The following is a 24,624-nucleotide window of genomic DNA, read 5'->3' on the forward strand; positions in this document are numbered from 1 at the left end:
CCTCGGCTGAAGCGGGCGCTTTCGGAGTCACCTAACAATTAGCTGCACAGGAAAATTTACTCGCGAGCTCGCAATTTTCCTGTGAGCTAGGCGTTATGCATCGCCAGCACATTCACAGCCAGAAGGATAATCACATGCCAAAGATAACACTTAAGGATGGAGTACTTTCCGCAGAGGTATATGTTCAGGTAACACGAGACCACACGTGTCCCTGTGGTGCCAGCTTCACAATCACAATGGATATGCCAGAAGGTGTCACCTATAACGGCAAAATCAATGTAACGAACGTCACTTGCCCAAAGTGCGGCGGGCCGGTCACTCTTCCCGATGGCCATCACTACATTGAAAATTACAAGCTTCTCACCAAGCAGTTAGATCAAGATGCATAATACGCTGTTATGCCGGGGGGGATAAGCGATGCGGCAAGATTCGGGTCTGATGATTGTTGGTGTTTTATTCTCCGGCCTAGGAGCCGCCGTCGTTTTCAATGGATTGAATGGCGCAGGGGTAAAGTCTCCCTCAGGAATGAGAGGGTCTATCCATGCTTCACCTGAGGAAGCAGTGATAATGGGTGCTTTTCTGTTAGTGGCTGGGTTGCTAATGGTGTGGCAGCCTTGGGAGTTGCGGTGAGCTTTACTCTGCTATCAAAAGTGAAAATGCATAACAAGGCGCTGCTGCCGACAAGCGGCAGAGCGCGGCGTTATGTGTAAGTGATGCTAATAAAAATTGGTTGGTCGTTTTTATTGCTATTGGTCTTGGTGATTCTCTCGCCACTATTTCTTTATTGGTGGGGGCTTTCGAATTTGGATCAGCCTCCAAGGCCATCTGAAAATCAATTGAGCCCAGATCGTGAGTTAATGATTTGGAAGAAAGGAAAAGAGGTTGGCGATCCTAGGGTTAAGCCAGTAACAGTATATGGCTACATTCTTCATATGCGCTGTCAGGTTAGAGAGGGGCTATATGCTACAGAGTGTATGGATAGGTATCCTGGGCTTAGGTTGGCCTCGCTTTCCATAAGAAATCAGGTGGCAGAGAAGGTGCGTTGTCAGGGAAATTCTATATGGCAGGTAACGTGGGCTGCATATTCAATATGGGCAACCAGAAACTGGGATATTCATCAAATTCTAGCAACCTACGATGAGGCATATGGCACATAACAAGAAACTGCAGCGGATCAAATTTCGCTGCACTCAACTAGTCCGCTGAGTTTGGCGTTAGCACATAGAGGTGAGTTTGAATCCTAGATCTCACACGCTTTTCCACTTCACCGATAGCCTTGAAACGCTGGTGAAGATCATCGATACAGGTTTTTGGCCGCGTTATTGCGCGGAAGACTTCCGCTGGTACAACGAAGGCTTGGGGTATGTTTCATATCCGATCGTCAGTTTCTGCGATATTCCGCTGACTCGAATAGGTGAACACACCTCGTTCTACGGCCGGTTCGGGCTAGGTATGTCGCGGGAGTGGGCAATAAATGCGGGCTTGAATCCTGTGATCTACTTGTCTCCTAACAGCGAACTCAGAAAAAGCATTTTGAGATTGGCGCAGCCTGAGCACTTCGTTACGCCGTCGAATAAATCCATCTACACAGATAATTTTTTTGAAGTCTTGGCTCTCATAAAACCGCTATCCGGGAGAATGCCCCGCGTTGATGGTACGGAATTTGAGAAGGACTTTTGTTTAGAAAATGAGTGGCGCTATACACCAAAGTTGCCGCAGGGACGAAAGTGCATACCTATCCAGAAGCACCGCCAAGAAAAGAACGAATATGATAGATATACGTTCGATAAGTGCTTGTTGAAGTTCGATTTATCTGACATCTCATACGTCATACTAGAGACTGATGCAGAGTATGACCGGCTTTTCGATTCCTTGGGGCAGTTGGGAAAGTCAGATGATTCGGAGAAATCTACATTTGAGTCGTTGAGGTCGAAGGTGATTTCACTTGAGAGGATTGCCCGCGACTTCTGAGCAAGGAACGGGGTCAAACCTCACATTTCACAAACCTCCATGGAATTCTGGAGTAACGAGGGTAAGATCTTGCCCCGTTTCCCAAGTAGCAACAGGCAAAACCTGACCTACAATGCCCTATCTCCGATTCACCTACTGGGCAAATGTCCAGGCCAGCACTCGGGAAATCTTGTTACCCTGCCTCATCTCAATTTCCCGCACCTCAACGGCGCCGACCTTCATCATCAATTTTTTTAACGGCCTCACATTGTCGGCTTTTGAAACCAGACTGGTAAACCAGTGACATTGCGATGAATACACCTGACTTTCTCTTACCATTTTCTTGAGAAACAACAGCTCTCCGCCCTTGCACCAGAGCTCAGCGCCCTGCCCACCAAAATTGAGATTCGGCGCCTTTGTTTTTACCTTTTCTTCGCCGCGATTGCGCGCCAGATTCGAGGCTTTTCGTTGGGTACTTTTCAGTGCCTCATCCTGCGAAGCATGGAAAGGCGGGTTGCATACGCTGACATCGAAAAACTCATCCGGCTGGATGATGCCTTCAAAAATATGGTTATTGTCGGTTTGGGTGCGCAGGGAAAAACGCTCTTTGAGATCGGGATTGCTGGCGATAATCGCTTCCACATTCGCAAGCGACCGGGTGCTTATGTCACTGCCCACACACTGCCAGCCGTAAATCCGGCAGGCCAGTAGCGGGTAGATGCCGTTTGCGCCAGTGCCAATATCAAGCAGCTTGATGCCTGGATTATCAGAGCCAATCAGATCGGCAATGTAGTGGATATAGTCAGCCCTGCCCGGGATGGGAGGGCAAAGTGCACCGTCCGGAATATCCCAATCAGCAATGTTGTAGTGTCGCTTTAGTAACGCGGCGTTCAGGGTTTTGACTGCCAACGGATCGGAGAAATCGATGGAAAGATTGCCGTAAGGGTTCGGCTTCACATGGGAGGCCAACGCCGGGTAACTGGTTACCAGAGCAGAAAAATCATAGCCCTGGTTGTGCAGGTTTCTCGGGTGCAGGCCTTTGCGAACCGGTTTGGACTGGCTTTTCTTGCTTTTATGGCGGGTGTTCACAGTCATTGGCCTGGGGCTTGGATTGGGCATATGAGCAGATAAAGGCTCGCCCATGATTATAAGGCTTTATATGTCATGGGCATACTCGGCTGTCTGGGGTGTCGTCAGGTTACGCCTACGGCTAACCTGACCTACACAACCTTTTTCGCAGCCCAACATTGCCGTAGGTCGGCTTAGCCGTAGGCGTAAGCCGACATCACCCTTTTGATATAAATCAATCGTCATCGTGGCGAAAGAATGCCTGAATGCTGGAAAAGTCCTTATCTGAAAAACCATGATTGCCATGGGCCGCATACAAGCTTTTTGCCAGGTTACCCATGGGCGTGGCGGACTGGGTGCTGAGGCCGGCTTGCAGCGCCAGCCCCAGATCCTTGTTCATCAGCTTCACCGCAAAACCGCCTTCGTAATTTTTCGATGACGGCACGTTTTCCATCACACCTGGCCAGGGGTTGTACTTGTCCAGCGACCAGTTGTCGCCGGAACTGGCTTTCATGATGTCGGACAGTACGGCCGGGTCCAGGCCGTGGTCGGCGCCCATTTGCAGGGCTTCGGCGGTGCCGATCATGTGGATGGCCAGCAGCATGTTGTTGCAGATTTTTGCCAGTTGGCCGGCACCGTTGTCCCCGGCACGGAACACCTGGGCGCCCATGCATTCCAGCACCGGGCGGGCCCGGTCGATGGCGTCGCTGGGGCCGCCACAGATAAAGGTGAGCGTGCCGGCTTTGGCACCGCCGACGCCGCCGGACACCGGCGCATCGATCATCACCCTGCCCTGCTCCCTGGCAATGGCAGCCACGTCACGGGCGGTGTCTGCATCGATGGTGGAGCAGTCGATAATCAGGGCGCGTTTATCAATGTGCGACAGCACACCTTCGTCCCCCAGATACAGACCACGAACTGCACCCGCTGACGGCAGCATGCTGACAACCACGTCGGCGCCCGCCACCGCTTCAGCCGCGCTACTTGCCGCCCTAGCACCTTCCTGAACAGCGGCCTCCAATAGGGCGGGCATCAAGTCAAAGGCCACCACTTCATGCCCGGCCTTAACCAGATTGGCGGCCATGGGCCCGCCCATATGACCGACACCGAAGAATCCGATTTTCATTTTTATCTCTCCCTCGCGTTGTTGGAGATGTAGGAGCGGCGCTCGAGCCGCGAATACGCTTGAAACCCTTCGCGGCTCAAGCGCCGCTCCTACAAAAAGCTCTACAGGAATGACAAATCTTTCAACACATTGCGCGCGATAATCACGCGCATGATTTCGTTGGTGCCTTCCAGAATCTGGTGCACCCGCGCATCGCGCAGGTAACGCTCCAGCGGGTACTCACTGATATAGCCATAGCCACCATGCAGTTGCAGCGCCTGGTTACAGACGTTGAAGCACAGGTCCGTTGCCAGACGCTTTGCCATGGCGCACAACATGCTTTTATCGCTGTGATTCTGATCCAGTTTCCAGGCCGCCAGTCGGACCATTTGCTGCGCCGCCACTAACTCCGTGGCCATGTCGGCCAGAGTGAATTGCACGGTCTGAAAATCACCAATGGCCTGGCCAAACTGTTTGCGTTCCTGCACGTATTGCTGCGCCTGATGCAACGCCGCCTGGGCCGCCCCCAGAGAACAGCTGGCAATATTGATACGGCCACCATCCAGGCCGGCCATGGCGATACGGAAGCCCTGCCCTTCTTCACCGATCAGGCAGTCCGCAGGAATTCGTGCGTCTTCGAGAATCACCGCCCGGGTAGGCTGGCTTTTCCAGCCCATCTTGGCTTCATTACGGCCGTAGCTGATGCCCGGCGTATCCGCCGGCACAGCAAAGCAGGAAATACCCCCTGCGCCTGGCCCGCCGGTACGTGCCATCAACACCAACACATCGGTATCGCCGGCGCCGGAAATAAACGCCTTGGCGCCATTCAGTACATAACCATCGCCGTCTTTTTTTGCGGTGGTGCTTAACGAGGCGGCATCGGAACCGGCACCTGGCTCGGTAAGGCAATAGGACGCCAGCTTTTCACCACTCATCAACGCATCGGCCCAGCGCCCCCGCGTCGCCTCGTTACCGAAACGGGTGAGCATCCAGGTCGCCATATTGTGGATGGTAATGAAGGCGGTGGTGGAGGTGCAGCCCTGGGAGAGCTGTTCAAAGATCAATGCCGCATCCAGCCGACTCAATCCCATGCCGCCATGTTCTTCATCGCAGTACAGGGAGCAGAAGCCCAACGCCCCGGCTTCGCGAATGGCGTCTTTTGGGAAGAGGCTTTTGGCATCCCATTCTGCGGCGAAAGGCGCCAGCGCTTTTTCAGAAAACTGCCGTGCCGTTTCCCGGAATGCCTGTTGTTCTTCAGTGAAAGAAAAGTCCACGCATTGATCCTTTCAAGACCGTTTAATCATTCAAGACTCTGCCGAAGGAGCGCAGCGAATAAAGTCGCTGGCGGCGCGATAACCTGACGCTGGAATCGCGCTGCAAGCGACGCTCCTACGGAAAACCCCGTCACTTCAAATTAATACTCATGTTCGGCCCTGCGGCAGCCGGAATGTCGGAATCAAACCAACGACTGGTAACGGTCTTGGTTTCCGTATAGAAGCGCACGCCCTGCTTGCCGTAAGCGTGTTGATCGCCATAAAACGATCCTTTCCAGCCAGTGAAGCTGAAGAATGGCAGCGGCACAGGAATCGGCACATTGATACCCACCTGCCCGACTTCCACTTCGTGCTGGTATTTGCGCGCAGCGGCGCCGTTGGCAGTAAAGATAGACGTGCCGTTGCCGTAAGGGCTGTTGTTGACCAGTTCGAGGGCCTCATCCAGCGAGTCCACGCAGACGCAGCACAACACCGGGCCAAAAATTTCTTCCTGATAGATCGCCATGTCAGCGGTCACATCGGTGAACAGAGTCGGTCCGACCCAATTGCCGTCTGGCAAGCCGTCCACGGTACAGTCCGAGCCGTCCAACAGGCAGGTAGCGCCTTCTTTCTTACCCTGCGCGATCATGCTTAGCACCCGTTGTTTTGCTGCCGGGCTGATCTGCGGGCCATACGCCGCATCCGGGTCATTCCAGGCGCCGGGCCGAATCTGTGCGAACTGGCTGGCCAGCTCGTCGATCCAGGCTTTGGAATCGCCCACGAACACCGCCACACTGATGGCCATGCAACGCTGCCCCGCCGCCCCGCAGGACGACCCCACCAGGCTGCTGACCACCTGATCCTTGTTGGCATCGGGCATGATGACCATGTGATTCTTGGCGCCCGCAAAACACTGTGCGCGTTTCATATTGGCGGTGGCAGTGCGGTACACGTGCTGCCCGACCGGCACAGAGCCCACAAACGAGACTGCCTTGATGTCCGGGTGTGACAGCAAGGTATCCACCTGCTCCTTGCCACCGTGCACCACCTGCAACAGGCCCGGTGCTGCCCCCGCTTCCTGAAACAGCTCGGCCAGACGGTTTGGCGTCATGGGGTCTTGTTCAGAGGGCTTGAGCACGAAGGTATTACCGGCGGCGATAGCCAGCGGGAACATCCACAGGGGAATCATCGCCGGGAAATTGAACGGGGTAATCCCGGCGCACACGCCCAACGGCTGTGTCCAGGAATGAGTGTCGATGCTGCGCGCCACGTTCTCCACGGTTTCGCCCATCATCAACGAAGCGATATTGGCGGCCTGCTCGGCCACTTCGATACCACGCCATACATCCCCTTTGGCGTCTTCAAAGGTCTTACCGGTTTCCTGGCTGAGAATCTCGGCAATTTCGTCGTGATGCTCTTTCAACAGCGCCTGATAGCGCAGCATCAACCGGGCACGTTCGGACACTGGCACTTCTTTCCAGGTCTGGAACGCCGCCTTGCCCGCCGCAATGGCCCGCTCCATTTCCTCAGCGGTGGCCGCCGGGGCTTCGCACAGGGTTTCCTGCGTGGCCGGGTTGGTTACCGCAATCCACTGGTCAGTCTGGCTGGCAACAAATTCGCCATTAATCAGTAAGGGTAGTTGGTGGGCCATCGAAATCTCCATGATTGTCCGTACTCCAGGCTGGCGGCCAGCGTAGAGCAAGTCTGCGTGCAAGCGTTGACACTGTTGTAGCACAGCTTGTTTGTCATGCAGATAGCCACTTTTGAACAAAGATGGACTATATTGCTGTTTATGAAAACCGAACAACGTCAAACCGCAGAAACCTCACACTGGCCGCTTCCCGCTAGCGGGCAGCGTACCGTGATCCCGCCTGCGGTGCTTTCCCGAGTCAGCCAGCACCCGCTTTGCGCAGGCTGCATGCCCCACGGTGTGGGCTTTTACCCTCACGCTAGCGGGCACCGCATGGCACGCCACCGGCCGGCGGATGACCTGCTGATCTACTGTGTAGCCGGCGCCGGGGAAGTGACGTACGGAGGCCAGAGCCAGCCAGTGACAGCCGGTGAGCTATTGCTGTTCCCTGCCGGCCCGGCCCACCGCTACCAGGCCAACCCGCAGCAGCCCTGGAGCATTTACTGGGTACATTTGGGGGGGCATGAGGTAGAGAGATATTTCGACGAAATTGCCGGACAGTCACAGCCCGGCATCCGCAAGGTTAACGTGGGCGTGCACTCGCGGCTGGCAGAGGATTTTCAGGCGCTGATGGCGGCGGCCACTAACGCCCAGCCAGAGCACCTGATGTATGCAGCCAATTTACTGCGCAGCCTGCTCGCCTACGCAGCGCTGATGCGCCGCCAGCACCAGGTGCGCCACGCCACTCTGGATGTAAACCGGGTAAACAGTCACCTGCAAACGGCCATCGATCAGCGCCTTAGCCTGGACGCCCTGATCGCCGCCACCAGCGACTTGTCCCGCTATCATTTTATTCGTGAATACAAACGCCAGACCGGCCAGACCCCCATGCAGGCTTTCCTGCGCATCAAGGTGAGCCATGCCTGTTACCTGCTGGACATCAGTGATCAGGGAGTGGCCGCCATTGCTCTGCAACTGGGCTATGACGACCCCTATTATTTTTCTCGATTGTTCAAAAAAGTGATGGGCGTTTCGCCGCAGAAATACCGACAGGAAAGAGGGAAAAAGTAATTTTACTTTAACGTTTATTTTGTGATTTTTTCTAAAAATTACGGCCTACCTTCCCAGCTCATGGTTAACACCTGAAGGTTACTTTCGCACTGAAAAACATAGGCACAACCGCTGTTACCAAACCAGAAGGGAAGGGTATCGGTGGAATCAATCTGAAAAAGAAATTTCATCGGTTTTTGGCAACAGGAACAGGATGGGTAATCCACTTCCGCCACCCAGTGCGGCCAACCCAGAAACTTGTCACCCGGCTGCGGGGCAGGGCGGTGAGCCTGGAGCAGGGCGACCATGCCCTGTGGCACGTCATCATTCAGGGCCGCCATTTCCTGCCGGTCGGGAAAATCTGTCACGCGCTGCCAGCCCGTCAGCGCCTGCTCGGTAAACGCATCCGGTATCCCCACCGGCAAGGCATCGAAGCCATCAGCCTGCTGGCGAGGAATCACTCGCACCAGATTGGCGTCAGAGAAGGGCAGATGTGCGTGCCCCAACACTTCACAGTCTTCCTCCCCATTGGTGCAATAGAACACCTGCAGTACGCCGTCGCCGAACCCTGCGCGGCTATCCACCGGCAGATCCTGGGAGTCGAGCTGCACAAACAGCTGCATGGGCTGATGACAATGGCCACAGCACGGCCAGGATTCATCCGTTTTCAGCAGCGGCAAGCCGCCAAACTTGGAGCGCGCGCCCGGCACCGCCGGGCCGACCCGAGGTCGCCACCCGGGACGGGCCAGGGTAGACAGCTTGTGTTTGATTTCTTCGGGCAACATGACTCGTCCTCGTACGGTCGTTTCATGTTCGTCTTCACGCAACCTTGACGCAATGAACCCGGTTCCGTTACCCGCTGCCAGGCCGTTTTTTCCGGTTGAGCGGCGTGCAATTAACTGCCAAGCCCGGTTTTATGCCCGCGGTAACTCCGCGCTCAGGAGGATTTCAGGGTCAAAGTGGCGGTCATGCCGGCCGCCAGCACCGTGCCTTCAGGCAGGCTATCGGCATCGATGGATACCCGTACCGGCACCCGTTGGGCCAGGCGCACCCAGTTGAAGGTGGGGTTCACATCCGCCAGCAAGTTGGCACCGGTGGGGTTATCCCGATCGGCGATACCGTGGGCGATGCTCTCCACCGTACCCCGTGCGCGTATCCCACTGAGTAAACGCACCTGTACCGCATCTCCCACGTGTACATTGGGCAGCTTGGTTTCCTCGAAGTAGCCGTAGACCCAGAAATCATGGCGATCGATCAATGCCATGTGCGCCTGCCCGGCGTGGGCGTAATCCCCCGGATACAGCGCCAGGTTAGTGACGTAGCCGTCCACCGGCGCGCGCACTTCGGTCCGCTCCAGATTCAATTGCGCCAAGGCCAGCGCCGCATTGGCCTGCTGCAAGCGAGCCAGCAACTGCTGCTGGCTGGCGGTGGCCCGCTGGTGGCTGGCCTGGGCCGCCTGCAGCTGGGCCTGCGCCGCGTCAGCGTTACTGTGGGCGTTATCGCGTACCTCCCGGGACACCGCTTCAGCAATGCGGTCCCGGCGACGGGACTCCGCTTGGCGCATGGCAAACTCCGCCCGCGCCTTGGCCGCACTGGCCTGGGCTGCACGGATATCCGCTCCGGCTGCCCGTGCGGCCGCTTCGGCGGCCTGCTGGTCTGCTTCTGCCTGCTGCAGGGCATTCTGGTAGCGGCTGCGATCGATCACGAACAGCAGATCCCCCCGCTGCACGCTCTGGTTATCCTCGACAGCCACCTCGGTGACCAGACCGGTCACATCCGGCGCCACCTGAACCACCCGTGCCCGTACCCGGCCATCACGGGTCCAGGGGGAATACATATAGTGTTGCCACAGGGCCCAGGCCAGCAGTGACGCCAGCACCACCATGACCAGGGTCACCATGACACGCAGCAGGGATTGGGTTTTCATCCGCCTCTCTCCTTTCTTGTTCAGCTACTGCATGACCAGCAAACCGAGGCCGCCAAAACAGCAAAAAAATACCGCCACCCGGAACAAGGGTGGGTGCCAGACATAGCGATACAGCCCATAGCGGCCGCCGACCCAGTCCACCGCCCACTGCAGCAGCAAGCTAAAGACGAACACCAGCAGCAGGCTGGGCACCAGCGCATCCAGCAAGGCGATTTCACGGGGCATGGGTCACTCCCTCCTGGTCTGCGCTTGCCGATAAACACGGCTGCGAATGAGATGATTCCGGGGTCGCCATCAGCACCGAACGGGTATCCAGCAATGCCAGGCGCAACAGGTGCAGCTGACGCAGGGCAGGGCGGTGCGTCACCGTGAGCATGGCCTCATCCAGCGCCTGCAAGGCGCGCTCATGGACATGCGGTTGTTTATCCGCATCACTGCGATACAAATCCGCAAAGACCGCCAGCACCGCCCTCACCGCGGCTTGCTGTGCCTGGGGCAGGGCGAGGCGCAGGCGGCGCAACTCCACCACTGCCCGGCCGGTTTCATGCACCGACAGCGCCCAGGCCAGCCAGTCACGGGCACGCGGGCCGGCATGCACCATGATCTGCATGAACAGGTCCCGGGTGGCACTTTCAAAGCGGTGCCGCAGTCCGCTCAGGGGCGCCTCACAGGCGCGAGTCACCTGATAGCGCAACTGACGTAACAGGCGATGCCGCAACCAGCCATTGCTGGAGGCATTGCCGAACAGGCTAAACGCCACCGCCACGGCCAGCACCCCGGCGATCTGGCTAATGGCCTCGTTGGCCACATACACCGGATCGAACGTCATCGGGCTGTGCAGGTTCAGCAGGTAGATAAAGCTGAGCACATAACCGGTGCCATAACCGGCCAGTGTCGGCCGGGTAGTGAGATACAGCCCGGTCAGCAGAAACGGTACGGTGCCTGCCACCATTAGCCCGAAACCATCCATGTGGGTAAGCACCAGAAACTGGCAAAGAAAGGCCAGTGGCATCCCTGTAGCAAAGCCCAGTGAAATCTGGCGCACCACCGCCGACGGGTTCGGCGCACTGGCAAACAGGCCGGTAAAGATCGTCGCCAACATCATGGCACTGCCGCCATGCACCCAACCGGACAGAATCCAGAAACTGCCCATCACCAGCATGGTGAGTGTGGCCCGCACCCCGCTCAACAACGCGCCGAGGCGATCATTACCGTGCTGAAATACCACCTCTTTCTGCGCCGCCGAGGACACGCCAGGGCGGCGCAATACCGCATAGGCCTGCACATAGGCCTGCAATTCCTGCACACAACGGACCAGCAACTCCGCCCCGGTGTCGAAATCCAGCCGCTCCCGGCGGGATGTCAGCCCCTGGCGTTGCGCCCTGATCTGCCCGGGCAATTCCCGCTCGGTCTGTTGTAACGCCAGCGACAAGCGTGCCGCCGCCTCCGGGCTGGACTGGCAATCGCCGTCCAACACCGTGGCGGTGAACACGCACAACTGCATCAACCGATCGCGGGTATCGCGGTGATGGGGTGCGTGCATGCGATTCATCAGGTGATGCAGGGTCTGGTAGCTGGTGGAGACCTCCATGAAATGCTGGTTGAGCTGGCGCAATCGTGGGCTGTGCGCCCGCACCCCGGCATCCTCGAACACCACGGAACTGCGCAGGTTTTCCACCTGAAGGGTCTCGCCGACAAACCGCATGTGGGCCTCTTCCAGCGCATCACGGGCCAGCACGCCCCCCAGACTGGCGCGCACAAACGCCAGAAAACCACTGTATTGATCGGCCAATTGCTGACGCAGGGCCATGCGCAACCGCTGTGGGAACAGCACATCCCCCACCAGCCCGGCCACCAGAATGCCCAGCATTACTTCGCTAACCCGCATCACCGCCGAGTCAAACAACCCCAGCGGGTGCTGCACCACCGGCAGCACCACAATGGCCACGGTGTAACCGGACAGCACAAAGCCATAGGACATGAAGTTGCGATACAGGGACGCCCCGGCCGCACACAGGCCAATCCACAGGGCCATGCCCACCAGCAATAACTCACGTTGTTGCGGGAACAGGCCCACTAAAGCGATGGCCACAGCACACCCCACCAGCGTCCCCATGGCCCGGTAAAAGCTTTTCGCCAGCACCATGCCACTGGCCGGATGCATCACCAGCGCCACCGTCATCATGGTGGTGGCCGGCTGCTGCAGGTCCAGGCGCATGGCCAACCAGCCACCGATAAAAATGGCCAGCAGCACCTTGCCCACGTACAACCAGTCCAGCGCGGCTTCGCGTAGCACGCCTGCCAGCTGTGGGCCGGGCTCGGCGGTGTCGTCGTGGCGGGCACTCATGGCGCGGCGCTCACAGGTTCCGTTCGATCTGCTCGGCAACGCCCAGCAACCGCTTGAGCAAGATTTCCAGCATGGCGGTTTCCTGCGCATCAAAGGCCGAGCCGTACTCATTCAGCAGTGAAGACATGGATGGCAGAAACTGCTCTACCAGCGCCTCTCCTTCCGGAGTCAGGGACACCAGCACACGGCGCCGGTCCTGGGGGTCGGCAAAACGGGCCATCCAGCCCCGGTCGTAGAGAATATTGCACACCCGGGTCACGTTGGCCGACTTCTCCGCCGCCGCATCACGCAGCTGAGTGACGGTCATCCCCTCCTGCTGGCAGCCATACAACATCATCAGCACGTTGTAGTCCGTGTGATTCAGGCCGTATTGGCGCAGCACCAGGTTGGCGGTGTCGTGGACGTGCTGGGAGATGGCTTTTACCAGCCGCACCAGCATGGCCGGTTCCCGGGGATAATCGGGAAAACGCTGGTGGGTCAGGTTGATGCGGTTTTCGGTGGCGTCGAAGCGGCTCAAGCAGCCCTCCTGAATCTTTATGAACATGATTCATTTATTCTACAACCAAATAGTACACAAATGAACTATTTGGTTGTAGAAAGGCTCTTCGCACTTCACGAACAGAAATAACGATATGATTTAAAAGGGTTTACTCTGGGGAGAGCTCGCCAGATTCCTGGAACGGCTGTAGCTGCCACTGGGCAAACGCCTGCTGGGCCAACTCCAGTTGCTCGATCAACCGCTGGCGTTTGCTGGGGTCAAAGCGGCGGCTGGCCAGGGCCTGCAGGCTTTTTTGCAAGCCATTGCGGTGACTGCGTTCCATCTGTGCCAGCCAGTGGTCCTGCGCGCCGGTGACCACCAGCACATCGCGACCGGCATGGTTGCGCTGGCTCACCTGATACCAGTGCACCAACGCCCGGCCCAGCACCACATAGGCAAATTGCGGATCCCGCAGGGGACCGTAGACCGCCTCGCGGAAACCGCCACTGAGCGGCCCGAATTTCAGTTTGGTGAGCTTGTCGCTGTAGTAGTAACTGCCCGCCGCGCCCAGCAACCCACCGATCAGTGCGCCAGCCCCCAGGGAATGCCCCAGCGCCACCGCATCAATCCCCGCGCCACCCACAGCACCGGCACCGAAACCCGCGGCGGCCAGCTGGGTCTTGCTGATGCCCCATAGCTGACGGGTGCGCTCACTGAACAGGTCGCCGCCTTGCGGGGTTACCAGCGCCTCTTCCTGACGCTGCAGGCGGCGATGCTGGTACAAGTCTTCCACCGCCACACGCAGCCGTTGCTCACGCTCGCGCTGCCAGTTCTGCCAGCGCTGTTGTAGCTTGGGCAACAGAGGGCTGGCGTCTTCGAACTCACTCAACCGTGCGGTTTCCTGATGGCCGAGCATGTCGATCAGGGCGTCGGCGATGCGCTCCAGAGCCTGGCTGTCACGGCCAAATTTGAGCGCCTGCAGATATTCCAGCGCGGCATCCAGCGGCTCGCGCCAGTGGGGCGCCAGCTGGCCAAAACTGCGCAGCAAATCCAGGTGCTTTTCAAACGGAGCGCGCACCGCGTCGAAGCGCCGCACGATCTGGAAATACTGACCCAACGCGGCCTCCCAGGCGGCACTGTGATCATCCGGGCCGATCTGGTTAATCAGCGCCAGACTGGGCCGGCCGGTCCAGCGCAGGATATTCATTTCCGCTTCGTGCTCGCGGTTGTAGGGCACCGAGCCATCCACCACATAGATAATCCCGGCACCTTCCACGATGGGCCGCAGCAGCTCGCATTCATCGTGGTAACGCGGATCGTCACGGTGCTGGGTCACGAATGCGGCCACCGTTTCCGGCCGGTCCGAGGCGGACAGGCTATGCCCCTGCAACCAGGCCAGCACCTTGCGGGGGCGCTGGAAACCGGGGGTGTCGATCAGCTCATAGAGCGTCACGTCATCCACTTTCATGGGGTAACGGTGACTGTCGCGGGTGGTGCCCGGCTCCATGGCGATGGCAATGCTGTCGTTCTGGGCGAGCGTCGCCACCACGCTGGATTTGCCCTTGTTGGGGTGGCCCACCACGGCAAAGCGCGGCAGATCAACGGAAGGCGCGGGAGTGGCGTTGTCTGGTTCGTGCATCAGGCTTGCTGCTCCTTCTCTGCCGCCACCGGGGCACACAGTAATAACTGGCTATCGCGCTGGCGGTCCACAAAGCGTTGCCACTGGGCGAGCAATCCCGCGTCGGTCAACGCCGCGCCACCTTCATCAGCCAATGGCACCAGCGCCAGCAGCGCCGACACGCCCTGTTCGCGGGCATCAAAAATAAAATCGCTCAGCTCACCGGTGGGCGGTTCCCACCCCCGGGCCACCACAATCACCGGTTGCCTGGATTCCGCCGCCTGCGCCAACACCCGGGCATCCTCATCCAGACTGCTATTGCCGCCGGCACGCAACTGCAACGGCGCCGGGTCCGCCGACAGGGCGGCACCGAGTGATGCAGACTGCAGGCCCGCGCCGGCCCAGTGAATCAGGGTGGCGCTGGCAGGAAGTGGCGAGAGGGCAGTGTGGGCCGGGGCCGGGGCTGCCTGTCCCTCATCGTCGCCCCGGGTGTCCACCCAGGGGGTATCGAAGCGGTAATGGAGCGGCTGCCAGCCGGGGTGGGCGCGCAGGGCACGGTGGCTTTGCCAGCGTAATTGCAGCGCCGCCAGCATCAGCAACACACAGCGGGGCAGCAGCACATAGACCAGCCACAGCATCAACACGAACGGCCACCAGGTACCCAGCAAGGCCGGGTTGGCCACGCCACTGCCCTGCTGCAACCGGTAGAACTGGGAGCCTTCCACCAGTGCCAGCGAGGGTACCGCGTCTGGCCACAGGGATTGCCAGGGCAGCGCCAGCGCGCTGACCCACTGGTGATAACCGGCGGCGGACGCCTGCAACGTGGTACTCCAGCCGAAGGCCAGGTCCTGCACCGCCACCAGCAACAGCAAGGTCAACAGGCCGGTCAGGGCAAACATCAAACCACCGGTATGGGCGACCCGGGCGGACAACACCGGGCGCAACGGCGCCAGCGCATCGTCCTCCCCGCGCCAGCGACCCAGCAGGCTGCGCCAGGGCTGCCAGCCCAGCCAGGCCTGCACGCTGGTGAACAGCGCAAGCAGCCCTTGCAGGGCCACCAGCGCGACCAGCAGGGTCACATTGATCTGCTGGCCGCCATCGTAATAGAGCAGGCCCAGCATGAAGACCACGCCCAGCACTGCACCCAGGCCGGCAAACACCCAGCGCGCCTGTCGCCAGCCGCGCAGGCGCGGATCGGCGCCACTGTCTACCTGACGCTGACCATTGAGGGCATGTAGAGAGGCCAGCCAGACGGGCACCGTGAGCGGCTGCCGCTGTTCCTGTTGCTGCTGGGCAAAACGCCGGTCGCGGCGATGCAGGAACGCGTGGTTCTGATCCACATCGCGGCGGTACTGGTCGTCAAAATCCAGCAGCAGGGTTAATGCATTCGCCAAAGCGGCCTCGGGTCAGGGCAGATCAATAACGGGACGGCGCGGAAGAAGTCGCAGACGGAGCCGCTTCATCCGCAGGTGCTGCCGGCGTCTCAGGCACCGGGCCCGGCATATTCGGATCGTTCTTTTCCGACGTATATTTCACGCCATCGGTGGCGCAGGCTCCACAGGCGTTGGAGAACTCACCCAGAATGCCACCCTGCTGGTCGTAACCAAACACCGGACGGTAATCCATGGTGCACACATCGGGCGGATCATCCGGGCAGGTGAGCGTGTCGTCCGGCAGGCCCATGGGGTAATCGTTGTCGTACGAGGAACTACAGCCCGCCAGTACCAGGGCCAGGCCTGTTGCAGCCAGAACGGCAGCTTTCATATTGCTCTCCTTGTCGCGTGTGTCAGCGCGTGTGCCGCGTGCATGAGCGCACGCGTGAATGCGCATTACACAGGGTATCTCTGAGACCCAAGCATAGATAAAGTTCGCCACGAACGCAGCCTGCGTTTGCTTATGGGGTGCGTTAAACTTTGGCCGCCATTCTTTTTCTGTTGCCCGTGAGGCTTACCATGCACTCCCCCCATCGACCCATCGACTGGCGCCACACCCCGGCGGCCATCTGGCGCGGCCGTTCGCAAACGCTCCGCCCTGTTCCTCACCCGGACCCGGTACGGCTGGACGATTTGCTCGGCATCGCCACCCAGAAAGCCAAGCTGGTGCAGAACACGGAACGTTTTCTGGCCGGCCAGCCCTGCAATCATGTGCTGCTGTGGGGCAGCCGTGGCACCGGCAAGTCTTCCATCGTCAAAGCCTTGCTCAATGAATATTCCCCGCGCGGACTGCGCGTGATCGAGGTGGACAAGGATGACCTGCACGATCTGCCGGATATCGTTGACGATATTCGCGATCGCAGTCAGCGCTTTATCATTTATTGCGATGACCTGTCTTTTGAAGATGGCGAGAACCAGTACAAGCATTTGAAGAGCGTGCTGGAAGGGTCACTGGAGTTGCCGCCGGAGAATGTGCGCATCTATGCCACCAGCAACCGCCGTCACCTCCTCCCCGAATACATGAAAGATAACGAACAGACTCAGGTGGTGAACCGGGAGCTGCATCACGGCGATGTGGTGGAGGAAAAAATTTCCCTGTCCGACCGCTTCGGTCTGGGGCTGAGTTTTTATCCGATCAATGAGGCCCAGTATTTTGACATCGTCGACCATCTGTTCGGCACAGTGGAAGACCGTGAACAATTGCACGTGCGGGCCCGGCGTTTTTCCATGGAGAAGGGCGTGCGCTCTGGCCGCACCGCACGGCAGTTTTATAACCAGTTTGTGGGGGAATTTTAAAGACCCGCTGCAAGCTACAAGCTACAAGCGGCAACGCGGTAAAGGCCTGCGCACTCCAAAATCATAGAAGCCGCGCCCAATGCTTTGGCCGCGACTTCTGTGCGTTAAAAAATATAAAGACTTAAGTCGCGTTGCCGCTTGTAGCTTGTAGCTGAATCACAATCGCTGGGCGGTGGCATCACAGATGTCATTCAGCGCCTTGCGGGCTGCCGGAATCACCCCGCCCATGGAAATAAATCCATGCACCAGTTCCGGGTAATCCAGTGAGGTCACGGCGCTATCCGCTGCACGCAGTTTTTCGGCGTACTCCAGACCTTCATCCCGCAACGGATCCGTCGCGGTAATCACAATCGCCGGGGGCTGACCGGCCAGATCCGGGTTGCGCAGGGGGGAGACGCGGTAGTCTTCGATCAGTGCCGGGTCCTGAATAAAGTGGTCACGGAACCAGTGCAACAAGGCCAGGTCCAGCCCGAAACCCTGTCCCAACGTCTGCACGGAAGGGTGGGCCAGCGCACCGTCCGTGGTGGGGTAGATCAACACCTGCAACGCCGGCGTTGGCAGGCCTGCCAACGCCGCCTGCTGAGAGACCACTGCGCTCATGCACCCTCCGGCACTATCACCCATCACCGCCAGACGCTGCGGGTCCAGCCCCAGCTGCGCGGTGTTGTCGAGCAACCAGCGCCAGGCCGCCAATGAATCATCCATGCCAGTTGGGGCAGGGTGCTCAGGGGCCAGCCGGTAATCCACACTGAGCACCACCGCATTGGTGCGATCCGCAATATAGCGGCACAGCCGGTCGTACTCTTCCACGCCGCCCACGGTAAAACCGCCGCCATGGAAAAACAGAATCGCAGGCGCCACGCGCGGCGCATTGGCGGGACGATAACGGCGCACCAGAATCTGGCTGCCGTCGTCCACCGTGACCTGATGATCCACCACCACGGGGAGACGAACCGGCGCCACATCCAGCAGCGCGATCATGTCACGGTAGGTGCGCCGGGCCTGCTCAACCGTGCCTGAATCCAGAGTTGGCTTGGCGCTGCTGAGTGCCAGCAGAAAACGCAGCCGCGCATCCAGATGCGAACGACTGTGGGTTTCCAGTCCGGCAGCAAAACGCGCCAGCACCGGCCCGGGCAACGTCATCAGGGCGCGTACGGTCGCCCGCTCAAAAACAGCAGGATTCATGAGTTCTCCTTAAGTACCGCAACAAGCGTCACGCACCACGCTAAAATCCGTAACCGTGTTGCGTGCAGCGTGAAGCATGCCGCGTTATCAAAAATACCATTCCAGACCACCCTCAATGCCGGTGACAGTCAGGTACTCTTCATCGATGTATTGCATGTATTCCAGGGTCAGCCCCAGATTGAATTCCGTGCGCAGGCCAATGCCCGCACCAAAGGCCAGGCTGGTGTCGTCATTGCGAGCCGTATCGTCCCGGCAGCCCTGCGCATTGCATTTACGCGTAACGGTTTTCACCTTCACATCCGCAATACCGGCAAAGCCCTGCACAAACAGGTTTTCCACATAGGGCAGGGCCACCGGAGACTTGAACGGGAAGCGCCCAGTGGCCAGCAAGGCGCCCACGTGGTCTACGGTATAATCCACCTTGGTGCGGCTGTTTTGCGGCCGGTAGGTGTCCGGTGATGGCCCCGTGGCCGCGCGTAGCTCCACCCCCCAGTAGGGATTAACCATGCCACCCAGACGCAGGCCAACCCCGGAGGGCGTTACCTCCCGGCTGTCATAATCGAGATTGAGGTGCATCAGGTTACCGGCCACATAGGCGGAACGCTGATCCTGATAGTGGGCCACCGGGTCCGCCCACAGAGCGGGACTGAACAACAACCCGAAAAGCATCCAGTAACGCATTGCCTGTCGTCCTTTTTGTTATTGTTGGGATTATGCGCTTTGCTGATGCGCACCGACGGCCTGTTATACCATTGCCCGCGTGCAGAGTCTGGTCATCTGCGGCCTTTTTTCATCAAGCAAGAGGATTGTGATGTCGGTCTACACCCCGCTCAGCCACGCCCAGTTGGCAGACGTGCTGACGCCGTTCGGTTTCCAGCTGCGTGATTACCACGCCGCCAGCCACGGCATCGAGAACAGCACCTTCCTGATCGAGGCCCGTGATCGCCATGGTCAGCCCAGCCCGCTGGTCCTCACTGTATTCGAATCGCTGGACCCAACAGCCCTGGCGCCGTATCTGACCCTGCTGGAACATCTGGCGGAGCAGCACCTGCCGGTCCCCGCGCCGCTGCCGGATACCAACGGCAAGGACCAGATTACCGTGGCAGGCAAACCCGCCGTGCTGATGCCCCGGCTACCTGGCCAACACGATTTTGCCGTGGATGCGGATCGCTGCCGCCAGGTGGGCACCCTGCTGGCCCGGCTACACGCCAGCGACACCTCTCCACTGGCCCCACTGCCCAGCGAGCGCGACCGTCTGCGCGGCTTCACCGCTCACCTGGATAAACTGCCCGCTGCCGACCGCGACACCGCCGCCGCCCTGCTGCACGACTGGCTGGCCCAGCCCGCCGGCAGCACCCTGATCCACGGCGACCTGTTTCGCGACAATCTGTTATGGCAAGACGGGCAGATCAGCGCCCTGCTGGATTTCTACAACGCCTGCCTGGACCATCCGGAATACGACCTGGCCGTGGCGCTCAACGATTGGTGTGTGGACGCCCATGGCCAGATCGAACCCGAGCGGGAACAGGCGCTGCTGTCTGCCTACCGGGAACAGGGCCGCAGCGTGGACCACAGCCGCCTGTGCGAAGCGCTGGCCGTGGCCGCGCTGCGATTCTGGTTATCGCGCCTGGCCGGCCCGGTGTCCGACGACAGCGAAGGGCAGGGCAGCAAGGACCCGGAGGAGTTTGCGCGGATTTATCGGCAGCGGCTGAAGGCGTTAACGGTTTAAGAAACAGTTAAAAGTGTAAAGTTCAAAGTTGAAAGGCGCGGGCACAGCCTTCGATGCTGCAATGGCCTTCCTCGCGTTTGAACTTTCAACTTTCCGCTCCACCCTAACTTGCGCCAGACAGAATCAGATGATTCAGGTGCGCCAGGTATTCCTCTTCCTGCCATAACCAGGGGTAGCTGGGGCACGCCAGCGAGGTGGGCGTCAGCGCTTCCACGCCCTGGGTCAGGGCATTGACCACCATCATTTCATGCAAGTCCGCCCACCCTGTGGGCAGCTTGCGCAAACCCTGTGGCTGGCGCACAAAGCCTTCGCTGATCACCGGTTGCAGGCGGCGCAGCCGGGTGAATGCCATACGCCTCTGCAACTGGTCTTCCAGCCGCCGCTGCCAATGCATGCCACCGGCGTCCAGCAACAGCTGCTTCATGGGATTGGCCAGCTTGCCCAGCAGGCCGGCGGCCGGCATGGCCTCACCACTGGCCAGCCGGTAGCGGGGGTCATCATCCAGCCACAAACTGAAATCGAGGAAATCCAGCTCACTGGTATCCAGCTGCCGCAGCTGCTCACTGAGCGCCGCCGTGGTGCTCAGCCCCACGGGCACAGACGGAAACAGGGCGTGCAAGGCGCGGGGAATATCGCGCAGATACTCTTCCAGACGTTCACTGGACGCAGGGGACCAGTGCGACGGCAGTGACCGTTCCGGGGAGCGCCGGAACACGCGCCGGGCGACCCCGTGGGCGTGAGGCAACGACGGAAATTGGTAGCAGAAATCCAGCCCCGCCACGTCACCCAGATACCCCCACTGCTCCACCAGCGACAGGGTTTCACTCCACACCGCGACAAAATCTTCCGGGCGACGCACAAAGGAACGGCGCGCGCGGCTGTCGTTGATAAAACGGCTGCTGAACCAGACCTTGAAGCCACGCTCATGGGCCGACTGCAGTAACTGCTGAAGCTGATGACGGATTTTCACTTCCACCGCTGGCGCGCCCTGGGGCATCAGCTCGCAACGGTCCATGTGGATACCGTTTTCCGGGGTGGCGATCAGGTGGGGGCAGGGGTCCAGGCGCAGGGTATTGAAGCCCCGCCGCTCGGTCTCATCCAGCACGCGCTCCAACGAAGCATAGGCGCCATCGCGAATATCGCGCTGCAGCAGCCAGGATATATCCCAGCAGGCCATCGCCAATGGTTGTGCATCGTGTTGCGCCATGCAGGTCTTACCGCCTTTTTAGATCAAGCGCATCAGCATACCCGTTTCGGAGGTTGCCTCAATGGCTCTACACCCTGTCACCCGCGTATTGACCCGCCTTGACACTCAAGGCCCCCATAAAAACGCTCAAAAGTGCGAACCGATTCCCCCTTCTCCCCGGGAGCGCTATTATCAATGCCATGAAAACAATACTGACAACACTGATTCTGGCCCCGGGCCTGGCCTGGGCGGCCGAGCAACTGCCGGACACCGCGCCGCCGGACGATGCGGCCCCGCAAACCCGGGGAAAAGGCCCCGCCCACCCCATGGATGGCGAGGAGATGGATTCCCTGTACCTGCAATCACCGGTGGAGCTGGATACCAGCGACGAAAGCCGAGGGCTCAATGCCCTGAGTGCAGAAGCGCGCTATCTGGAAAACGAACAGCAGGAGATGCGCCAGCGGCAGGCCGAAACCGTGCGCCCGGCAACAGTGCCAGACAATACCCCGCCACCCGCACCGCCCAACCTGATCCCGATACGCGACCTGTAAAGTGGCCCACTGTCACCCGGCCTCGCATAAGGGCTGACTGGGACTCAGCCCTGATCGGCCGCCCGCAGACACTGGGCGAAACCGGCGCTGAGCTCCGCCAACCAGGGCAGGTATTCCTGTTGCGAGGAATCACGACCCAACGGGTCCTGGGGCTGGACATAACAGTCCGGGCACAAACGCTTGAGCAAGCCGGCCCGCGCCTCCGGTTCCTGCAGCGCGCAGCGTACCTGCTGATCACGCACCTGCCCGGCCAGGGTAACGAAACGCCGGCTGCCCGGCCCCGCATCCAGCTGTTCCGACACCACCAACGGCTCCGCCAACCCCAGGCTCTCGCTCAGGTAGCCCCAGGGCTGGTGATAGCTAAGCCAGGGCACCCGGGCCAGCGACGCCAGCTGCGCGCGCTCCGCCTGCAACTGATTCGCGGCCGCCTGCTGCCACTGCTGCGGCTGGCCCGGCTGCAACCCCGCCGGAAAACGTTGGCCCACCGCCCCCGCCAGTAGCGCCATATTATCCACGGACAACCACAGGTGTGGGTCAGTGGTGGCGTCATGGCCGGGGTGCTCATCATGGTCATGACCCTCATGATGATCGTGTCCGCCATTGCGTCGGTGTACGCCTTCCAATCCCAGCAAGGCCACCGATGGCCCTTGGCGACGAGCCACCAGTGGTGCCAGTGGCGCTTCCACTCCGGCCCCCAGCCACACCATCAGATCGGCCTGCTGAACGGCCAGAGCCTGCCGGGGGGAGAGCGCCAGCTGATGCGGATTCTGGTTGGCCTGCAACAAGGTCGTTACCGTAACGCTATCGTCGTAAAGACTGCGCAGCACCTTGGCCAGCGGCTCCACACTGGCCACCACCGTCTGACTCATTGCCGGAGCACTGAGTACCATCAACATTACCAACCACAAACTGCGCATCACTTCCTCAAATAGCCCCCTGCAGGAGCGTCGCTGGCGGCGCGATACGATAGATGCAGTATCGAGTTGCGAGAAGCGAGTTTCGAAAGGCAAACCTCAAACAGGGGGAAAGCCCGATGATTTTCGCTTCTCGTTACTCATTACTCGTCACTGGGTTTATCGCGTCGCTGGCGGCGCCCCTACAGCAAGCCTGCTTCGTGCAGGCGACAGAGCGGCAGTATATCATTGCGCCTTTGTACTTCGGGCCCTTTCTTATGTCAGAACCTCTTGTCACGGTGCAGTCGGTGTCCGTCACCCTCGGCGGCAATGCCGTGCTCTCTGACGTCAGCCTGACCCTGGCGCCCGGTCGCATCACCACACTGATCGGCCCCAACGGGGCCGGCAAGAGCACTCTGGCGCGGCTAGTGCTGGGGCTGGTGCAACCGGATAACGGCAACGGCAGCGGTGGCACCGTCAGCCGCCGCAAGGGCCTGCGGGTGGGCTACATGCCCCAGCACATCAAGGTTGATGACAGCCTGCCACTCACCGTGGACCGTTTTTTGTGGCTGGCCGCACCGGGGCCTACGGCCTCCCGGCGGGCCGCGCTGGAGCGGGCCGGGGTGGCACATCTGCGCCGGCGCGGTGTACAGCAGTTGTCCGGCGGCGAGATGCAGCGGGTATTGCTGGCCCGGGCCCTGCTGCGCAAACCGGACCTGCTGGTGCTGGACGAACCGGCCCAGGGCGTGGACGTGGCCGGGCAGAACGCTCTCTATGGCCTGCTCAAAACGGTGCGAGACGAATTGGGCTGCGCCATTCTGCTGATCTCCCACGACCTGCATCTGGTCATGGCCGCCACCGACGAGGTGATCTGCCTGCAGCGCCATGTCTGCTGTTCCGGCAGCCCGGAGTCAGTGAGCCGGGACCCGGCCTACCACGAGCTGTTCGGCCCCGGCGCCGGCACCCCGAACCTGGCGCTGTATACCCACGATCATGATCACGACCATGACCTGCACGGCAACGCCACCCATTCTCACGAGCACAGCCACAGCCATCACCACGACCACGACGGGCCCTGTAACCATGATTGAACTGTTACTGCCGCCGCTGCTGGCAGGGCTCGCCGTGGCCCTGGTTTCCGGCCCCATGGGCGCCTTTGTGGTGTGGCGGCGCATGGCGTTTTTCGGCGACACCCTGGCCCACGGCGCGCTCTTGGGCGCGGCATTGGGGCTGGCCCTGGATATCAGCCTGTACGTGGCTGTGGTGGCGGTGTGCCTGGGGCTTGCCGCTGCACTCAGCGGCCTGCAACGGCAACGGCAACTGGCCGGTGACACCCTGCTGGGCATTGTCGCCCACACCACCCTGGCGCTGGGGGTGATTGCCATCAGCCTGCAAACCGGTATCCAGGTGGACTTGTTCGCCTATCTGTTCGGGGACCTGCTGGCCGTGGGCTGGCAGGATGTGATTGGCCTGTGGGTGGGCGCCATCGTCATCTTGCTGCTGATGCTATGGCAATGGCGGGCATTGCTGAGTATTACCGTCAACGAAGAACTGGCCCAGGTGGAAGGCATCGCGGTGCAGCGCACCCGGTTACTGCTGATGCTGTTGCTGGCCTTGCTGATTGCCGGCGCCATTCGCACCGTGGGCGTGCTGCTGATTACCTCGCTGCTGGTGATTCCCGCTGCCAGCGCTCGCCGCCTGACCCACACCCCGGCGCAGATGGCCGCCGTGGCCAGCGTGCTGGGCACCGCATCAGTGCTGGCCGGGCTGGCGGTGAGCTGGTTCGCCAATACCCCGGTGGGGCCGTCTATCGTGGTGGCCGCCAGCAGTTTGTTTGTGCTGACGTTGCTGCGCAAACCCGCCTGACGGTTTCTCTCTGGACCTGTCGCGACCAGACATGCCTGATCGCCCTTCGGTCGATGCCG

At 60.0% G+C, this 24,624-nt stretch carries 24 protein-coding genes; 8 read left to right on the forward strand and 16 right to left on the reverse strand.

The genetic code is table 11. The annotated features are described in order from the left end of the window. Positions 1-134 precede the first annotated feature (134 nt). Together CL546_RS07600 and CL546_RS07605 are read left to right on the forward strand one after the other, a co-directional pair. Entirely contained in the window at positions 135-389 is a 255-nt protein-coding gene (locus CL546_RS07600; RefSeq protein WP_290493970.1) for a hypothetical protein, read from the forward strand. Positions 390-1,287: 898 nt separating this feature from the next. Then, positions 1,288-1,971: an abortive infection system antitoxin AbiGi family protein gene (locus CL546_RS07605; RefSeq protein ID WP_290493971.1), complete on the forward strand. Its 684-nt coding sequence runs from the start codon at positions 1,288-1,290 to the stop codon at positions 1,969-1,971. 132 nt (positions 1,972-2,103) lie between these two features. Here CL546_RS07605 and rlmF read toward each other — a convergent pair whose 3' ends face one another. From rlmF to CL546_RS07625, 4 genes are all read right to left on the reverse strand, one after another. Beyond that, positions 2,104-3,093, reverse strand: a complete 990-nt coding sequence (gene rlmF, locus CL546_RS07610; protein ID WP_463671035.1) for a 23S rRNA (adenine(1618)-N(6))-methyltransferase RlmF — start codon at positions 3,091-3,093, stop codon at positions 2,104-2,106. Between the two features lie 160 nt (positions 3,094-3,253). After that, on the reverse strand, positions 3,254-4,144 hold the full coding sequence (gene mmsB / locus CL546_RS07615) for a 3-hydroxyisobutyrate dehydrogenase (protein WP_290493972.1): 891 nt from the start codon (positions 4,142-4,144) through the stop codon (positions 3,254-3,256). Positions 4,145-4,245: 101 nt separating this feature from the next. Further along, entirely contained in the window at positions 4,246-5,397 is a 1,152-nt protein-coding gene (locus CL546_RS07620; RefSeq protein ID WP_290493973.1) for an acyl-CoA dehydrogenase family protein, read from the reverse strand. 130 nt (positions 5,398-5,527) lie between these two features. Further along, the gene (locus CL546_RS07625) at positions 5,528-7,027 is read right to left on the reverse strand and encodes a CoA-acylating methylmalonate-semialdehyde dehydrogenase (RefSeq protein ID WP_290493974.1); all 1,500 of its coding nucleotides are present in this window, start codon (positions 7,025-7,027) and stop codon (positions 5,528-5,530) included. 141 nt (positions 7,028-7,168) lie between these two features. On the opposite strand from CL546_RS07625, the gene CL546_RS07630 reads away from it, so the two are divergent. Next, positions 7,169-8,077, forward strand: coding sequence for an AraC family transcriptional regulator (locus tag CL546_RS07630; protein ID WP_290493975.1), 909 nt, complete (start codon positions 7,169-7,171; stop codon positions 8,075-8,077). 38 nt (positions 8,078-8,115) lie between these two features. On the opposite strand, the gene CL546_RS07635 is transcribed toward CL546_RS07630, so the two are convergent. The 8 genes from CL546_RS07635 to CL546_RS07670 form a co-directional block, all read right to left on the reverse strand. Next, positions 8,116-8,841, reverse strand: a complete 726-nt coding sequence (locus tag CL546_RS07635) for a DUF1963 domain-containing protein (protein WP_290493976.1) — start codon at positions 8,839-8,841, stop codon at positions 8,116-8,118. 152 nt (positions 8,842-8,993) lie between these two features. Further along, positions 8,994-9,983 carry an HlyD family efflux transporter periplasmic adaptor subunit gene (locus tag CL546_RS07640; protein WP_290493977.1) on the reverse strand — a complete coding sequence of 330 codons (990 nt, stop codon included), beginning with the start codon at positions 9,981-9,983 and terminating at the stop codon, positions 8,994-8,996. A gap of 24 nt (positions 9,984-10,007) precedes the next feature. Then, complete coding sequence (locus CL546_RS07645; protein WP_290493978.1) at positions 10,008-10,208, reverse strand: DUF1656 domain-containing protein; 201 nt, start codon at positions 10,206-10,208, stop codon at positions 10,008-10,010. Next, on the reverse strand, positions 10,198-12,330 hold the full coding sequence (locus CL546_RS07650; protein WP_290493979.1) for an FUSC family protein: 2,133 nt from the start codon (positions 12,328-12,330) through the stop codon (positions 10,198-10,200). Before CL546_RS07650 ends, CL546_RS07645 begins: the two co-directional genes overlap by 11 nt. Before the next feature lie 10 nt (positions 12,331-12,340). Beyond that, complete coding sequence (locus CL546_RS07655) at positions 12,341-12,847, reverse strand: MarR family winged helix-turn-helix transcriptional regulator (RefSeq protein WP_290493980.1); 507 nt, start codon at positions 12,845-12,847, stop codon at positions 12,341-12,343. A gap of 130 nt (positions 12,848-12,977) precedes the next feature. Continuing rightward, positions 12,978-14,447 (reverse strand): GTPase/DUF3482 domain-containing protein, encoded by a 1,470-nt coding sequence (locus tag CL546_RS07660; protein ID WP_290493981.1) that lies wholly within the window; start codon positions 14,445-14,447, stop codon positions 12,978-12,980. Further along, on the reverse strand, positions 14,447-15,820 hold the full coding sequence (locus CL546_RS07665) for a DUF2868 domain-containing protein (protein ID WP_290493982.1): 1,374 nt from the start codon (positions 15,818-15,820) through the stop codon (positions 14,447-14,449). Before CL546_RS07665 ends, CL546_RS07660 begins: the two co-directional genes overlap by 1 nt. 22 nt (positions 15,821-15,842) lie before the next feature. Beyond that, on the reverse strand, positions 15,843-16,190 hold the full coding sequence (locus tag CL546_RS07670; RefSeq protein ID WP_290493983.1) for a hypothetical protein: 348 nt from the start codon (positions 16,188-16,190) through the stop codon (positions 15,843-15,845). A gap of 188 nt (positions 16,191-16,378) precedes the next feature. Here CL546_RS07670 and CL546_RS07675 point away from each other — a divergent pair, with 188 nt between their 5' ends. After that, a complete protein-coding gene (locus CL546_RS07675) occupies positions 16,379-17,155 on the forward strand; it encodes an ATP-binding protein (protein WP_290493984.1) in 777 nt (258 codons plus the stop codon). Between the two features lie 156 nt (positions 17,156-17,311). Here CL546_RS07675 and CL546_RS07680 read toward each other — a convergent pair whose 3' ends face one another. Then, positions 17,312-18,340 (reverse strand): alpha/beta hydrolase, encoded by a 1,029-nt coding sequence (locus CL546_RS07680; RefSeq protein ID WP_290493985.1) that lies wholly within the window; start codon positions 18,338-18,340, stop codon positions 17,312-17,314. An 87-nt stretch (positions 18,341-18,427) separates the two neighbouring features. Further along, positions 18,428-19,021: an outer membrane beta-barrel protein gene (locus CL546_RS07685; protein WP_290493986.1), complete on the reverse strand. Its 594-nt coding sequence runs from the start codon at positions 19,019-19,021 to the stop codon at positions 18,428-18,430. A 130-nt stretch (positions 19,022-19,151) separates the two neighbouring features. Here CL546_RS07685 and CL546_RS07690 point away from each other — a divergent pair, with 130 nt between their 5' ends. After that, positions 19,152-20,069, forward strand: a complete 918-nt coding sequence (locus CL546_RS07690; RefSeq protein ID WP_290493987.1) for a homoserine kinase — start codon at positions 19,152-19,154, stop codon at positions 20,067-20,069. A gap of 103 nt (positions 20,070-20,172) precedes the next feature. Here CL546_RS07690 and CL546_RS07695 read toward each other — a convergent pair whose 3' ends face one another. Next, the gene (locus CL546_RS07695; protein ID WP_290493988.1) at positions 20,173-21,276 is read right to left on the reverse strand and encodes a cellulase-like family protein; all 1,104 of its coding nucleotides are present in this window, start codon (positions 21,274-21,276) and stop codon (positions 20,173-20,175) included. A gap of 179 nt (positions 21,277-21,455) precedes the next feature. Here CL546_RS07695 and CL546_RS07700 point away from each other — a divergent pair, with 179 nt between their 5' ends. Next, the gene (locus CL546_RS07700; protein WP_290493989.1) at positions 21,456-21,806 is read left to right on the forward strand and encodes a hypothetical protein; all 351 of its coding nucleotides are present in this window, start codon (positions 21,456-21,458) and stop codon (positions 21,804-21,806) included. A gap of 44 nt (positions 21,807-21,850) precedes the next feature. Here CL546_RS07700 and CL546_RS07705 read toward each other — a convergent pair whose 3' ends face one another. Further along, positions 21,851-22,723, reverse strand: a complete 873-nt coding sequence (locus CL546_RS07705; RefSeq protein WP_290493990.1) for a metal ABC transporter solute-binding protein, Zn/Mn family — start codon at positions 22,721-22,723, stop codon at positions 21,851-21,853. A gap of 254 nt (positions 22,724-22,977) precedes the next feature. On the opposite strand from CL546_RS07705, the gene znuC reads away from it, so the two are divergent. Together znuC and znuB are read left to right on the forward strand one after the other, a co-directional pair. Then, positions 22,978-23,790, forward strand: coding sequence for a zinc ABC transporter ATP-binding protein ZnuC (znuC, locus tag CL546_RS07710; protein ID WP_290493991.1), 813 nt, complete (start codon positions 22,978-22,980; stop codon positions 23,788-23,790). Further along, positions 23,783-24,565 (forward strand): zinc ABC transporter permease subunit ZnuB, encoded by a 783-nt coding sequence (gene znuB, locus CL546_RS07715; protein WP_290493992.1) that lies wholly within the window; start codon positions 23,783-23,785, stop codon positions 24,563-24,565. The genes znuC and znuB overlap by 8 nt, the downstream gene beginning before the upstream one ends. Positions 24,566-24,624: the final 59 nt, after the last annotated feature.

The organism is Alcanivorax sp. (assembly GCF_002726155.1).
Lineage (GTDB): Bacteria > Pseudomonadota > Gammaproteobacteria > Pseudomonadales > Alcanivoracaceae > Alcanivorax.

Excerpts from the sequence above, each read along its gene's own strand:
- CL546_RS07625 (WP_290493974.1), bottom strand. The coding sequence starts at position 7,027 with ATGGCCCACCAACTACCCTTACTGATTAATGGCGAATTTGTTGCCAGC.
- CL546_RS07695 (WP_290493988.1), bottom strand. The coding sequence starts at position 21,276 with ATGGCGCAACACGATGCACAACCATTGGCGATGGCCTGCTGGGATATA.
- CL546_RS07650 (WP_290493979.1), bottom strand. The coding sequence starts at position 12,330 with ATGAGTGCCCGCCACGACGACACCGCCGAGCCCGGCCCACAGCTGGCA.
- CL546_RS07670 (WP_290493983.1), bottom strand. The coding sequence starts at position 16,190 with ATGAAAGCTGCCGTTCTGGCTGCAACAGGCCTGGCCCTGGTACTGGCG.
- znuB (WP_290493992.1), top strand. The coding sequence starts at position 23,783 with ATGATTGAACTGTTACTGCCGCCGCTGCTGGCAGGGCTCGCCGTGGCC.
- CL546_RS07600 (WP_290493970.1), top strand. The coding sequence starts at position 135 with ATGCCAAAGATAACACTTAAGGATGGAGTACTTTCCGCAGAGGTATAT.
- CL546_RS07660 (WP_290493981.1), bottom strand. The coding sequence starts at position 14,447 with ATGCACGAACCAGACAACGCCACTCCCGCGCCTTCCGTTGATCTGCCG.
- znuC (WP_290493991.1), top strand. The coding sequence starts at position 22,978 with ATGTCAGAACCTCTTGTCACGGTGCAGTCGGTGTCCGTCACCCTCGGC.
- CL546_RS07635 (WP_290493976.1), bottom strand. The coding sequence starts at position 8,841 with ATGTTGCCCGAAGAAATCAAACACAAGCTGTCTACCCTGGCCCGTCCC.
- CL546_RS07680 (WP_290493985.1), bottom strand. The coding sequence starts at position 18,340 with ATGAATCCTGCTGTTTTTGAGCGGGCGACCGTACGCGCCCTGATGACG.
- CL546_RS07675 (WP_290493984.1), top strand. The coding sequence starts at position 16,379 with ATGCACTCCCCCCATCGACCCATCGACTGGCGCCACACCCCGGCGGCC.
- CL546_RS07630 (WP_290493975.1), top strand. The coding sequence starts at position 7,169 with ATGAAAACCGAACAACGTCAAACCGCAGAAACCTCACACTGGCCGCTT.
- CL546_RS07705 (WP_290493990.1), bottom strand. The coding sequence starts at position 22,723 with ATGCGCAGTTTGTGGTTGGTAATGTTGATGGTACTCAGTGCTCCGGCA.
- mmsB (WP_290493972.1), bottom strand. The coding sequence starts at position 4,144 with ATGAAAATCGGATTCTTCGGTGTCGGTCATATGGGCGGGCCCATGGCC.
- CL546_RS07690 (WP_290493987.1), top strand. The coding sequence starts at position 19,152 with ATGTCGGTCTACACCCCGCTCAGCCACGCCCAGTTGGCAGACGTGCTG.
- CL546_RS07685 (WP_290493986.1), bottom strand. The coding sequence starts at position 19,021 with ATGCGTTACTGGATGCTTTTCGGGTTGTTGTTCAGTCCCGCTCTGTGG.
- CL546_RS07645 (WP_290493978.1), bottom strand. The coding sequence starts at position 10,208 with ATGCCCCGTGAAATCGCCTTGCTGGATGCGCTGGTGCCCAGCCTGCTG.
- CL546_RS07700 (WP_290493989.1), top strand. The coding sequence starts at position 21,456 with ATGAAAACAATACTGACAACACTGATTCTGGCCCCGGGCCTGGCCTGG.
- rlmF (WP_463671035.1), bottom strand. The coding sequence starts at position 3,093 with ATGGGCGAGCCTTTATCTGCTCATATGCCCAATCCAAGCCCCAGGCCA.
- CL546_RS07640 (WP_290493977.1), bottom strand. The coding sequence starts at position 9,983 with ATGAAAACCCAATCCCTGCTGCGTGTCATGGTGACCCTGGTCATGGTG.